The sequence below is a fragment of the Fulvimarina uroteuthidis genome, from assembly GCF_034321785.1.
Lineage (GTDB): Bacteria > Pseudomonadota > Alphaproteobacteria > Rhizobiales > Rhizobiaceae > Fulvimarina > Fulvimarina uroteuthidis.
Genome location: NZ_JAXLPB010000002.1, coordinates 590,670 through 603,730, shown reverse-complemented (window position 1 = coordinate 603,730; position 13,061 = coordinate 590,670). Strand labels below are relative to the sequence as shown.

General features: G+C 65.3%; 12 protein-coding genes. 6 read left to right on the top strand and 6 right to left on the bottom strand.

Annotated elements, in window-relative coordinates; all coding sequences use genetic code 11:
• Positions 1 to 202 precede the first annotated feature (202 nt).
• Complete coding sequence (locus tag U0C82_RS07640; RefSeq protein ID WP_322186479.1) at positions 203 to 598, top strand: MliC family protein; 396 nt, start codon at positions 203 to 205, stop codon at positions 596 to 598.
• Positions 599 to 689: 91 nt separating this feature from the next.
• Here U0C82_RS07640 and U0C82_RS07635 read toward each other — a convergent pair whose 3' ends face one another.
• Entirely contained in the window at positions 690 to 1,340 is a 651-nt protein-coding gene (locus tag U0C82_RS07635; RefSeq protein ID WP_322186478.1) for a hypothetical protein, read from the bottom strand.
• Between the two features lie 149 nt (positions 1,341 to 1,489).
• Between U0C82_RS07635 and U0C82_RS07630 the strand changes: the two genes are divergently transcribed.
• Entirely contained in the window at positions 1,490 to 2,002 is a 513-nt protein-coding gene (locus U0C82_RS07630) for an urease accessory protein UreE (protein WP_322186477.1), read from the top strand.
• Between the two features lie 145 nt (positions 2,003 to 2,147).
• Positions 2,148 to 3,485 carry an 8-oxoguanine deaminase gene (locus U0C82_RS07625; protein WP_322186476.1) on the top strand — a complete coding sequence of 446 codons (1,338 nt, stop codon included), beginning with the start codon at positions 2,148 to 2,150 and terminating at the stop codon, positions 3,483 to 3,485.
• A 290-nt stretch (positions 3,486 to 3,775) separates the two neighbouring features.
• Here U0C82_RS07625 and U0C82_RS07620 read toward each other — a convergent pair whose 3' ends face one another.
• From U0C82_RS07620 to U0C82_RS07600, 5 genes are all read right to left on the bottom strand, one after another.
• Positions 3,776 to 4,702 carry a PHP domain-containing protein gene (locus U0C82_RS07620; RefSeq protein WP_322186475.1) on the bottom strand — a complete coding sequence of 309 codons (927 nt, stop codon included), beginning with the start codon at positions 4,700 to 4,702 and terminating at the stop codon, positions 3,776 to 3,778.
• Between the two features lie 13 nt (positions 4,703 to 4,715).
• A complete protein-coding gene (locus U0C82_RS07615) occupies positions 4,716 to 5,768 on the bottom strand; it encodes an ABC transporter ATP-binding protein (RefSeq protein ID WP_322186473.1) in 1,053 nt (350 codons plus the stop codon).
• On the bottom strand, positions 5,765 to 6,589 hold the full coding sequence (locus tag U0C82_RS07610; RefSeq protein WP_322186472.1) for an ABC transporter permease: 825 nt from the start codon (positions 6,587 to 6,589) through the stop codon (positions 5,765 to 5,767). Before U0C82_RS07610 ends, U0C82_RS07615 begins: the two co-directional genes overlap by 4 nt.
• On the bottom strand, positions 6,586 to 7,437 hold the full coding sequence (locus tag U0C82_RS07605; protein ID WP_322186471.1) for an ABC transporter permease: 852 nt from the start codon (positions 7,435 to 7,437) through the stop codon (positions 6,586 to 6,588). Before U0C82_RS07605 ends, U0C82_RS07610 begins: the two co-directional genes overlap by 4 nt.
• A 129-nt stretch (positions 7,438 to 7,566) precedes the next feature.
• The gene (locus U0C82_RS07600) at positions 7,567 to 8,661 is read right to left on the bottom strand and encodes an ABC transporter substrate-binding protein (RefSeq protein ID WP_416186634.1); all 1,095 of its coding nucleotides are present in this window, start codon (positions 8,659 to 8,661) and stop codon (positions 7,567 to 7,569) included.
• A 1,179-nt stretch (positions 8,662 to 9,840) separates the two neighbouring features.
• On the opposite strand from U0C82_RS07600, the gene hemE reads away from it, so the two are divergent.
• From hemE to U0C82_RS07585, 3 genes are all read left to right on the top strand, one after another.
• Positions 9,841 to 10,860: a uroporphyrinogen decarboxylase gene (gene hemE, locus U0C82_RS07595; protein WP_322186469.1), complete on the top strand. Its 1,020-nt coding sequence runs from the start codon at positions 9,841 to 9,843 to the stop codon at positions 10,858 to 10,860.
• A 42-nt stretch (positions 10,861 to 10,902) separates the two neighbouring features.
• Positions 10,903 to 11,427 (top strand): protoporphyrinogen oxidase HemJ, encoded by a 525-nt coding sequence (gene hemJ / locus U0C82_RS07590; RefSeq protein ID WP_416186633.1) that lies wholly within the window; start codon positions 10,903 to 10,905, stop codon positions 11,425 to 11,427.
• Positions 11,428 to 11,542: 115 nt separating this feature from the next.
• Positions 11,543 to 13,009 carry a phosphomannomutase gene (locus tag U0C82_RS07585; RefSeq protein ID WP_322186468.1) on the top strand — a complete coding sequence of 489 codons (1,467 nt, stop codon included), beginning with the start codon at positions 11,543 to 11,545 and terminating at the stop codon, positions 13,007 to 13,009.
• Positions 13,010 to 13,061 lie beyond the last annotated feature (52 nt).

Sequence of the window (13,061 nt, the reverse complement as noted above, 5' to 3'; positions counted from 1 at the left end):
ATCGTACCGCGGCGCCGGGTCCCTGGCCGGACGACATGCATGCCGGGATTCCACGACACACTGACGCCATTGGACGCCATGGGATGCCAAGAATGGCGCCGGTCCTGCGGGACGGGTATAGGAAAGGGGCAATCGACCAACACGCTCTCTTCGAAGGATGAATCGACCGATGCGGCCATGGCCCTTACCGATGCCTTTACCGATGCGCAGCTTCCTTGCCGCGGCCGCTCTTGCTGGACTTTCGTCGGTTTCTTTCGCACAGCAGGCGGCCGAGCCCGCTCCCCGGGTTCTGGAGGAGATCACCCTGTCCCTGGAAGGACCGGTCGATCGCCAGAGCGTGACCTATGCGTGCCGGGCCTCGGAAGACGCCGAACCGAACCGCATCACGGTCGATTACATCAACCTGCCGCACAGCAATCTCGCCATCGTGCCCGTCGATGGCCACCCCACCCTGTTCGCCTCGGTCGTCTCGGCCTCGGGCGCGCGCTACGTCTCGGGCGCCAAGGTCTGGTGGACCCGTGGGCCGCGGGGCGATCTCTACGACGAGACACAGGGCGGCATCGCCGGCTCGATCCTCTGCAGGGTCGAGCGGGGGTAGGAGAGGCCGGAGCCTCGGCCCGAAAATCGAAAAATCGATCTTCAAAGTGCCCGGATGCGTGAGACCGGAGAAATGGCTGGACTGGCGTGCGTCAGGAAAGACGCACGGCACTCCGGATCCGCGCGCCCGCCGCAGTCGGATGAAGAACGGGCACGAACCCGCCGCGCAACGCGTCGATCGATGGACCCGGCGTCAGAACCGTGACGATCGAACCGGGTCTGGCGCGGGCCGCATCGTAGCCGGCCGGCGTGTAGCGCAGGATCCGGTCGCCGAGCACGAGCCATGGCATGCCCTCGACGAGGATGTAGGCGCCGTCCGGCAGGGTCCGGGCATCCGCCCTCATCGTGATCTGCGCACAGCTGAGCGGATCGACCCTTGCCCGGTGCAGCGCGACATCGATCTCGGCTGCGGCCGGAGCTTTTTCCGCACCCTGCGAAAGCGCCGCCGCATAGGCCTTCAGATCGGCATGGCGGCATGCCCCGCAGGGTCTGTGGCCCGCTGCGAGAGCCACCGCATCGTCGAGGAAGAACAGTTCGGTGTACTGGCCCTTCGCCATGATGGAGCGTGTGCGACCCTTGCGCTCCGTCACGCAGACGACCCAGTGCCTGTGCTGCCACAAGCGCCTGCCCAGCGTCCGGGTCGCCGCATCGTGCAGCATGCCCCGATTGCCCATGAAAAGCCCCTCTTTCGAGGGATGGGCGACGATGGCGCCGGTCGGCAGGATGCGATTTTGCAAGGGCATGTCCGTCTCGCGAATGTCGGAGTCCTCGACGCGGCAGCATAGCCCGAAATTCCATCGATCGCACCCGACTGGTAAATTCGGCGGGGCGGCAATATCTGTATCTTCGGTCCACGCACCGTCAGCAGGGTCTTTAAGGGGAGCCGAGCGTCATGATCGTTGGAACGTCCGTCAAGGGTCGGGGCGAATGGCACGGGGCGGCCGACACCATCACTCTCGACGAGCAGACGCGCCACCGCAGGCGCATGGCCATGGTCTCGGACAATGGCATCGCCTTCCTCCTCGACCTTGCAGATTCCCGCTTCCTGAAAAGCGGCGATGCGATCGAACTCGACGACGGCCGTCTCATCGCGGTCGCGGCGAAGCCAGAGCGCCTTATCGAGATCCGCGCCCGCGACACCGATCATCTCCTCGTTCTCGCCTGGCAGATCGGAAGCCGGCACCTGGCGGCGGAAATCCACGATCACCGCATTCTCATCCGGGAGGACAGCGCCATGGCCGAACTTCTGGCCGGCCTCGGCGCGACCCTCGAGCGGGTGGAGAGCGGCTTCGACCCGCAGGTCGGCGCGGCGCGATCGGCCTTGCCCCCATCGCCGGAACGGGCAGCGGGACGGGACGGCGCCGACGTAATCTTGACGGGGCAGGAGCCCGCTTTCGAGGGATGATCCTGCGAACAGGGGCCGACGACCGGATCGGGGCCCATGATACTCGGCCGGACGATATGCGCTTCTTACGAAACGACACGCCGCCGATCACCGGTCGATCTTTGAGGGCCACGCCGATCGCACGACAGGGACGAGGATTTTCCGAATGAGCCGACTGTTCATCCGCGCACCGCTCGCCATCCTCGCGGACGGGGCCGAGGGCGGCATCGTCGTCGAGGACGGGGTGATCGTGGATTGCCTGCCGTCCGGCGGGCAGCCGGAGGCGCCGGTCGACGAAACCTTCGACGCGTCGAGCCATGTCGTCCTGCCGGGCCTGATCAACACCCATCATCACTTCTACCAGACCCTGACGCGGGCCCATCCCGAGGCCATCGACAAGCCGCTCTTTCCTTGGCTCGAGAGCCTCTACCCGATCTGGGCCCGGCTCGATCCGCCGAGCTTTCGCCTGTCGGTGCGGCTCGCCCTGACCGAACTGATGCTGTCTGGCTGCACCACGGCGGCCGACCACCACTATCTCTTTCCGGGCGGGCTCGACGACGCCATCGATATCGAGGCGGCGGAGGCGGAGGCCCTCGGCATGCGGGTCACGCTCACCCGCGGCGCGATGGATCTTTCCCGGAAGGATGGCGGCCTGCCGCCCGACAGCGTGGTCCAGGACCGGGACGTGATCCTTCAGGATGCCGAGCGCCTGATCGGGCGCTATCACGATGGCGCGACCGGTGCGATGACGCAGATCGCGCTTGCGCCCTGCTCGCCCTTTTCGGTCACGCGGGAGCTGATGATGGAAAGCGCCGCGCTTGCCGATCGGCACGACTGCCGGCTGCATACCCATCTCGGCGAAACCGAGGACGAGAACGCCTACTGTCAGGAGATCTTCGGCTGCCGGCCCGTCGATTATTTGGAGGAGGTCGGCTGGCTCGGGCCCCGCACCTGGCTTGCCCACGGCATTCATTTCACCACGGACGAATGCGCCCGCCTCGGACGGCACAAGGTGGGGGTGTGCCACTGTCCCACCTCGAACGCGGTGCTCGCCTCAGGCTTCTGCCCGGTCAACGAGCTCAAGACGGCCGGCTCGCCGGTCGGCCTCGGCGTCGATGGATCGGCCTCGAACGATGGTTCGAACCTCATGGAACAGGTGCGCCATGCCTTGATGATCGGCCGGCTGAACTATCGCTCGGCGTCCGCCGTGACGGCTCGGGATGCGCTGGCGATGGCAACCGCAGGTTCGGCCGCCTGTCTCGGCCGCACCGATATCGGGCGGATCGCTCCCGGGCTGCAGGCCGATCTCGCCCTCTTCACCCTCGACGAATTGCGCTTTTCGGGCGCGCACGATCCGATCGCCGCGCTCGTCCTGTGCGGGGCGACCCGCGCGGACCGGGTGATGATCCGAGGAGAATGGCGCGTGGTGGACGGCTTGCCGCTGGGGCTCGACCTTGCGAGGTTGCGCCGCGAGCATGGCGCCGCCGCCGGACGTTTCACGTGAAACATGAGGTTCGTCACGCGGAATCCGGCATGCATGATGGCGAACGGTCCTTGCAGGCTCGGCCCGAAAATCCCAGTCGCATTTCGGAAGGCCCGCTGCATGAAACCAAGGCGATCGCCGGGGCATGGCGCAACTGAATGGACGCAGGATGGCCCGCCGGGACCGCCCGTCGGGCTCCTTCGCCGAAACCGTCGCCGAAACCGTCGATGGATGCGGCGATAAACGGCACGGATGCCGCAGGACCGTTCCCGACCGCGATCCGGTCTCGGCGCCGAACGGGGTGCATGGTCTCACTGTTTCAGGCGCACTGGATTGGTCCAGGCGCGGCGACCGGCGCGATCGACGATCGTGAAGCGGATCCAGGCGGAGCGGCCGACATGGTCGAGCGGCATCCGGATGCCGGTCATCGATTCACCGTGCAATGCCTTCGCCGCGCAACCGGCCCCCTGTGCGATCACGGTGACGACCGCGCTGCATCGAATGCACACCGCGTCGCCGTCGATCTCGACATGGTGAAATTCCGGACCCTGGCTGGAATAGAAGTCGCCGGCTTTCAGCGCGGCAAGGAGCGCTTCGGGCTCGTTCTCCACGGCCTTGACCATGACCCAACCCCCGAAATGGTCCGGCTCGGTGAAATGCGCGTCATCGGTCGCGACAAGGTTCGGGCTGCGCCCTTGCGACCAAAGGAGATCGGCGATCTGGAAGCCGTCGGCGCGGTCGCAGCCTACCGCGCAGCCATGATTGTAGACCTCGACCGCGTGCGCCGCCTCGATCGAACAGGCATCGGCGAGGGTCATGCCGGACCATTGCGGATGCGCGATCGCCACGAACGCGCCGGCCCGAACCGCGCGGGCCGCCAGTTCCGGCCCGCTCTCCTGGTTCTCGCATGGACTGTAATCGGGCGCGTTCGGCGCGTCGAAGTCTGCCGGCAGCCCGACGGCGAGGATGTGCCAGATCTCGCCGTTCGACATCGCACCGGAGTGCAGTTCCGCACCCAGCAATGTCGTGAAGCCCTCACCGCGTAGGGGCGACGTGTCGGTCAGCGGATAGCCGTAGAGACCCAGCATATGGTCCGTGAGGGCGATGAAGTCGTAGCCCTGCGCGCGGTAACGCCGGCAGACCTCCGCCGGGTCGAGCACACCGTCCGAGCGGTTCGAATGGGTATGGAGATTGCCGCGGTGGAACCGGCCCGGTCTTGCGAAGGTGTCGAACGCCATCGAACTGGAACCCTCAATTGGAAAGGACGAGGAGATCGTGTTTCGAAAACCGGAGTTCGACGGTCTCGCCGATGGGGGGAAGGCGCCCGGCGCCCCGGTTCAGCATGTCCAGGCGGATCACGCGACCGTCTACATCGATTTGCGCGCGGATCACGGCGCCAAGGAAACTCGTCGACAGCATCGTACCGGTCACCGACAGATCGTCCTCGGTCCGGCGCTCCAGGGACAAAGTTTCGGGACGCAGCCCGACGACGATCTTCTCGTCCGCCCGGCAGGTCAGCGCCATCGGGGTCTCGACGTTCAGCCCGGCGAAGCGCAGCACGCCCGGCTGCGCCATCTCGGCGTCGAACAGGTTGAGCGTGCCGACGAATTCGGCGACGAAACGTGTCGCGGGGCGGTTGTAGATCTCGAGCGGCGACGCGATCTGGTCTGCGCGCCCGCGATGCATGACGACGACGCGGTCGGCGATCGACAGCGCCTCCTCCTGATCGTGCGTCACGAACAGGGTGGTAATGGCAAGTTCGCGCTGAATGCGCCTGATATCCTCGCGAAGCGAGACCCGTATCTTGGCGTCCAGCGCGGAAAGAGGCTCGTCCAGAAGGAGGAGTTTCGGCCGGGGCGCGAGCGCGCGCGCAAGCGCGACGCGTTGCTGCTGCCCGCCTGAAAGCTGATAGGGATAGCGTTCGGCAAGATGGCCAAGGGAGATCAGCGAAAGCATCTCCTCCACGCGCCCGGCGATCGCCCGGCGATCCATGCCCGCGACCTTCAGGCCGAAGGCCACATTGTCGCGAACGTTCATGTTCGGAAAGAGCGCGTAGGCCTGGAAGACCATGCCGATCCGACGTCGGTTTGCCGGCTGCACCGTCACATCCTCGCCACCGATGCGGATCGAGCCAAAACTCGGCCGTTCGAAGCCGGCCACCATGCGCAGAACCGTCGTCTTGCCGCAGCCGGACGGACCGAGGACGGAGACGAATTCGCCGCGCTCGACCGCAAGATCGAAATCGCTCACGACGGACGAAGACCCGAAGATCTTACCGACCTTTTCAAGCGTCAGATAGCTCACGTCACGTTCCTTCGCATGAATTTCGGAAAGCGGATCGGCACCTTGAGCGTCCCCGGTCGTTGCGTTGCGAAGAATTCCATCAAGGCCATGCAGACCCATGTGAACGCGAAGGCCATGATGGCGAGCGCGGCTGGCTGATAGGCCTGGTCCTGGCCGACCCGCACCATGTACGGCCCGAAGCCGGGACGGTTCAGAAGCGAGGTGATGACGAACTCGCCAAGCGATATCGAAAAGGTGAGGAAGGCGCCGGAGACGATGGCCGAACGGACGTTCGGAAAGATCACGGTGGCGATCGTGCGCAACTTCGATGCGCCGAGCGATTCGGCCGCTTCGGTCAGCGAGACGATGTCGATGACGCCGAGCCCGTTGTCGACGGCCCGGAACATGTAGGGCAGCGACAGCGTCACGTAGCCGATGACGAGCAACAGATTGATGCCGACTTCGCTGGTCGTCAGCGGAAGAACCGAGCTGCTGCCATACACGCGTATGAAGCCGAACACGAGGACGACCGGCGGGATGATCAGCGGCATCAGACTGACGAACTCGACGAGCGAGCGCAGACGCGGCAGTTTCAGTCGAACCCAATAGGCCGTCGGCACGACGAGAAGCGCCCCGAGGACGATCGCGGCAAGAGACGCCGCGGACGAGAACGCCAGCGCGCCGAGAAAGACCTCGCTCGACAGCACCGATCGATAGGCTTCCAGGGTCAGGTCCCCCCGAACCATGCGCAGAGAGAAGTCGAACGTCGCAACCAGCGGACCCAGAAAGAAGATCGCCGCAACCACCGCAACGGCTGCCGGGACGAAGGCAATCCGTTTCATTGTTTCCACCTCTCCGCGCGTTTGCGCAAGACGAAGTAGAGACTGTTTGTCACCGCCATGATCAGGATCATCCCGAGCGCGAGCGCGTAGCCGAGATTGGGATTGTAGAGAACGTTGCCGCGGATCTGCTGGAACAGCACGATGGGCACCACGGGGAAGTTCGCGGAGGTGAGGGCATAGACCGTCGCGAGCGTGCCGAAGGCGTTCGCAAAGAGGAGGAGAAAGCAACCGAGGACGGACGGTGCGAGAATCGGCAAGCCGATATGCAACCAGTACTGCGAGGCTTTCGCGCCGAGGCTCTCGGCCGCCTCCTTCCACTGCGGACGTAGGCCCTCCAGCGCCGGCGTCACCATCAGCACCATGAGCGGAAGCTGAAAGTAGAGATAGACGATCGCCAGACCCCAGAAGGAGAAGAGCGAGAAACCCGCCGCGTAGATATTGATGCCGAAGACGTCGCGCAGAAGCAGCGTGGCAAGGCCAAGCCGGCCCAAAGTTGCGATAAAGGCGAAGGCCAGGGGAACGCCCGCGAAGTTGGAGGCGACACCCGAAAAGGTCATGAAGGCGCGCCGGACCCAGGAAGGCAGCCCGCCAAGGACGAGGGCGCAGGCGAGAATCAGGCCGAAGAATGCGCCGAACGTGGCTGAAACGAAGCTGAGACGGATCGAAAGCCAGTAGGACCCCGCGATCTGTGGCTCCGACAGGGACATCAAGGTTTCAAGGGAGTAGCGCCCGTCCGGTGTCTGAAGCGCACCCTGGACGAGATAGAGAACCGGGAGCACCAGGAAGAGGAAGGCGAAGAGAAGGTATGGGACGACCCCCAGCCAATTCCAGTCCGGCTTCCACGCCATGGGCGAGGAAGCCCGGCACGCGGTCTCTTTCCGCCGTTCGATGAACTCGGCCAAAACGGGTCTCCCGGAACAGGTACGAAGCGGTCGGAAAAGGCTTGGTCTCGCTCTGCGCGTCGCTGCGGCGAACGGCTACTGACCCATTTCCGTGCCCCAGTTCGCCGCGACGGCGCTCTTGGCGGCCGCCTGATCGGCAAGGCTCGGGAAGACGGCCTTCGCGTAGTTCTGCGCAGGGGGCAGTTTGTCGAGCATCGTCTTCGAGATGATGCCGCGCTCGTTCATGTCGTTGAAGCGGATCGGGTGGCAGTAGCCATCAAGCCACTTCAACTGGCCTTCGTCGGAATAAAGATACTCCATCCAGAGCTTGGCGGCATTGGGGTGCGGCGCATAGGCGGAGATCGCCTGCACGTACACGCCGGCGATGACCGCATCGGAGGGGACGATCACTTCGACCGGCGGGTTCCCGTCGAGCTCGTCGCGCATGGCGAGGAGATTGTAATCCCAATCGAAATAAATCGGTGTGGTGCCCTGTGCAAGGTTCTGGGCATTGCCGTTCACGGGCACGAGATTGCCGTTGTCCTGCAGGGTCTTGAAGTATCGAATTCCTTTGTTCATCGCGTCCTCGCCGGGCTCGCCGCCTTCCGCAACGCCGGCGGCGTACACCGCCATCATCACCGAATTGCCCGTGCGCGGGTCGCCCTGCAGCGCGACGGCACTGCCGTAGGAGCTGTCCTTCAGCGCTTCGAAACTGGTCGGAGCCTCGGGGAAGATGTCCTTGTTCACCGCAAAGCCGAGGACGCCGTAATAGTCGCCATACCAGTAGCCTTCCGGATCCTTCGCATCGTCTGGAATGCTGTCCCACGTCGAGACTTTGTACGGCTGCAACAGGTTCTGCGCTTTCGCCGCCGGGCCGAAGGAGAGGCCGACATCGAGAACGTCCGGCGCTTGCGGGCCGGTATTGCCGCGATTGGCCTTCACCGCTTCCAGTTCGTCGGCGGAGCCGGCATTCGGGTTGAGCTCGTTGACCTTAAGACCGTACTTGTCCTTGAAGCCCTGGATGACCGCGCCGTAATTGCACCAATTGTGCGGCAAGGCGATCGTGGTCAGCATGCCCTCGCGCTTGGCCGCGTCGATCAATTCCTGGGACGGTTCTGCCAGGGCTGAAGAGGCGAGTGCGGTCGAAACCGCGAGCACGACCGCGATCTTGCTTTGCATGGACGAGATCATTCGAAGTCTCCTCGAAACGGACGCTGGGCGGGACACGAAAACCATTTCGCGTGCCCGAAGCGCCTAACGAACCGAGATGACAGACATGTGTACCGCAGGTGCGAAAAGTCCCTGTCCTGCGTTTGTTTTGCCATCGGGGATGTCGTGTTCCGTTCGACGCCGCCGCCAGCGCGGCAGGCCGGGAACGGGATCGACGAGACACGCTGCTGACGGCATCTTGTCGGGCGCGGACGGGGCGCGGGCCCTGTGCCGAACGCCCGTCGCGAGGTTACGCCGGATACACGCGGCATCCTCGGCGATGATCGCCGTGTCGAATGTCCGAGCGGGCCGCCGCCCGACAGGACAGTCCGGCTCCTCCCACATCGATGTTCCGACACCAAGGCTCGGGGCACGACCGACATGCTGGAGCACTTCCTCGGATCGATCGGATGTGCAGCGAGGGTGATCCGGACGTCTGGCTCGGATTCCACCTCGATGGAGGTGGATGATGACCAGAGCGTGGAGCGGGGATCCGCGGTCGCGCGTCGTGAAGGCGTCTTCCGACGGCATGTCCCGATGGCCATCCGCCGCCCGGTTCGCAATTGCGCCTTGGCCGTCGCCATTCGCACGGGGCGGCGTGTCCCACTCCGTTTCCGATCGGTTCAGGACCGGAACGAGCAGCCTCGACATCAAAAGTCCCGCCACGCCCGGAACATCACGGGAAGACTGGCTGGACCCATCGGACTCGATTCGTCACCGGAACGCAATATCCCGGCGCTACAACCCCCGCGATTCTCTACGTCCCTGTTGAGAAACCGGGACGGGCGGGGATAGACCGGGGCCTTGGACGAAGCCCTGTTGGTATCCGCCGACTTGTCCCCAAAACCAGGCGGCGCCGGGGGGCGGCGAAGGTCAACGGGAATTTGTGGACGAATCACCCGGCCAAGGGGTTTATGCCAACAGCTTGTCCACCGCAGCGCGCCTGGGGTGCCGCGACCCGAACATGCTCAGACCCATGGCGTTTCGACGCTTCGTCCCCGCACTTCTCGACAGCATCCGTGTTCACGGGTACGAGACGGGGCAGAAACGGGGTCGGTGCGCCCACGGGGCCATGCATTTTGTGGATTCTCGCTATCCACCGACTCTAAGAAGAATCAAATATCCTTTGATAAAAGGATTCTTTAGGGGGAGCGCGGCGGGATGACCGAGAAGAAACTCATGAAAGTCCTGAATGGCGAGACCGTCTTCCCGCCCCCCGTCTGGCTGATGCGCCAGGCCGGTCGCTACCTGCCCGAATATCGCGAGACGCGCGAGCAGGCCGGCGGCTTTCTCGACCTTTGCTACAATCCCGATTTCGCGACCGAGGTGACGCTCCAGCCGATCCGCAGGTTCGGCTTCGATGCCTCGATCCTGTTCTCCGATATCCTCGTCATTCCCGACGCGCTCGATCGCGGCGTCTCCTTCGTCAAGGGCGAAGGCCCGCAGATGACGCCGATCCGCGTGGACGAGATCGAGCGTCTCGATCCGAGCCGTGCCGAAACCCATCTGGCGCCGGTCATAGCGACGGTCGCGCGGCTTCGAGAGGAGCTGCCCGCGGAGACGACGCTGATCGGCTTCTGTGGCGCTCCCTGGACGGTGGCGACCTACATGATCGCCGGCCATGGCACGCCCGATCAGGCGCCGGCCCGCATGTTCGGCTACCAGCATCCGCAAGCCATGAAGCAGCTCCTGACGCTGCTCGCCGAAATGAGCGCCGACTATCTCATCCGCCAGTTGCGGGCCGGCGCCGACTGCGTCCAGATCTTCGATTCATGGGCCGGCGTTCTCGACGAGCAGAGCTTCCGGGACTATGCGATCGAGCCGGTGAAGCTGATCGTCTCGCGCGTTCGGGCCGCTATTCCCGACGCCAGGATCATCGGGTTCGCCAAGGGCGCGGGCTACCGGCTGCGGACCTACCGCCAGGACACCGGCGTCGATGCCCTCGGCATGGACTGGCAGGTTCCGCTCGCCTTCGGCCGGGAACTCCAGAAGGATGGCGCGGTGCAGGGCAATCTCGATCCCTTGCGCCTCATCGCCGGCGGCCGCGCCCTCGATGAAGGCGTCGACGCCATCATGGAAGCGCTCTCGGGCGGACCGTTCGTGTTCAATCTCGGCCACGGCATCACCCCGGACGCGCCGATCGCCCATGTCGAGCAACTCCTGACGCGCATCCGGGGCTGACGCCTGCAGACCGTTCCAACATCACGCAAGGACTGAAGACCCGTGAGCGAGACGACCAAGAGCAAGCCATCGCCGATGAAGATGATCGTTCCGATCGTCGCGCTGGCCGTGATCGGCGGCGTCCTGTGGTTCATTCCGCAGGAGGCCTATCCGTGGATCAAGTCGATCCACATCTTCGCCGTCGTCGCCTGGATGGCGGCGCTGCTCTACCTGCCGCGCCTCTTCGTCTATCACACCGAGGCGGGGCCGAAGACGCCGCAGTCGGAGACCTTCAAGATCATGGAGCGCCGGCTGTTGCGCGGGATCGGCACCCCCTCGATGATCGTCACCTGGGCCGCCGGCCTGTGGCTCGCCGCCAAGATGTTCGAGTTCCAGGGCGGCTGGCTCGGCGCCAAGATGCTGCTCGTGGTCGTCCTGACGGCCCTGCACATGTTCCTGGCCGCGTCCTTGCGCAAGTTTTCGAACGACGAGAACACCCGCTCCTCCAAATTCTGGCGGATCACCAACGAGGTCCCGGCCGTGCTCCTGGCCGTCATCATCGTCCTCGTCGTGGTGAAGCCGTTCTGAAAACGCCTCGACCCATCTGGGGCGAGGGGACGGACGTGCCCTGCCCATATCAGCGGCGCGGGCGTCGGTGGCGCGGGGATACCGGGCTGGCTGCCGTGCCGTGAACGTCCTATAGATGCGCCGACGACAACGCTCGGAGCTTCAAGCCATGTCCTCGCTGAAATTCGGAACCAGCGGCCTGCGCGGCCTCGTGATCGATCTGGATGGCGCGCCGGCCTATGCGTGGACGCGGGGCTTCGTCAGCCATCTGGAGCGCTCCGGCCAGGTCGGATCGAAGAGCGTCCTCGTCGGCGAGGATCTGCGCGCGTCCAGCCCCTCGATCGCCGCGCGCTGTGCCGCCGCGGTGAAGGATGCGGGATGGCGTGTCGTCGCCTGCGGCGCGCTGCCGACGCCGGCGCTCGCCATGGCGGCGATGGCGCGGGACGCGGCCGCGATCATGGTCACCGGCAGCCACATTCCCGACGATCGCAACGGCTTGAAATTCTATTCTCCGGCCGGCGAGATCGACAAGGCCGACGAAGGCGGGATCCGCCTGGCCCACGACGATCTCGTGCCCGAGATCCGCGAAGCCGCGCACAGGCTCGATCTTTCCTCCGTCGAACATGCCGGGCCTGCGGCGATAAACGCCTATGTGGCGCGCTACACCGACTTCTTCGGGAAAGACGCGTTGAAGGGCCTGCGCATCGGCGTCTACGAACAGAGTTCGGTCGCCCGCGACGTCCTGACGATCGTTCTTGCCGCGCTCGGCGCCACGACCACCGGCCTGGCGCGGTCCGACCGGTTCATCCCCGTCGACACCGAGGCGCACCGGCCCGAGGATGTCGAACTGATCGCCGGCTGGGCGCGGGACCACGGGTTCGACGCCATCGTCTCGACCGACGGCGATGCCGACCGTCCACTGGTGGCGGGGGAGGCGGGTGCGATCCTGCGCGGCGACGTCCTCGGCATGATGACGGCGAACCATCTCGGCCTGCGCACCATCGTCACGCCGGTCACCTCCTCTTCCGCGATCGAAGCTGCGGATTTCGCCGAGACCGTGGTGCGCACGCGGGTCGGCTCGCCCTTCGTGATCGCCGGCATGGCCGAGGCGGCCCGCCAAGGTCGCGCCGGCATCGTCGGCTTCGAGGCGAATGGCGGCGTGCTGCTCGGCTCCGACGTCTCCCGCGACGGCCGGACGCTCGACGCCCTTCCCACCCGCGACGCGGTGCTGCCGATCCTCTGCGCCATGTCGGAAATCGTGCGGACCGGCAAGCCGCTGTCGGGCGTCGTCGCGGATCTGAACGCCGGCTTCACCGCCGCCGACCGGCTGCAGGACGTGCCGGCCGAACGAAGCGCGCCGTTCCTTGCACGGCTCGCCGGGGATCGCGGCTTCGCCGAAGCCCTGTTCGCACCGGTCGGCGCCATCGCCGCGATCGATGCCATGGACGGCGTTCGCACGATCTTCGCCAATGGCGAGGTGATCCACTACAGGGCCTCAGGCAACGCACCGGAGCTTCGCTGCTACATCGAGGCGGGCAGCCGGGAGGATGCGCTCCAGCGCCTCGCCTGGGGGCTGGGAGCGGCACGCGAAGCGCTCGGCTGACCCGGCTTCGCCCGGTCACCTCATATCGGCGCTGCAGGACGTCGTCAGCGGG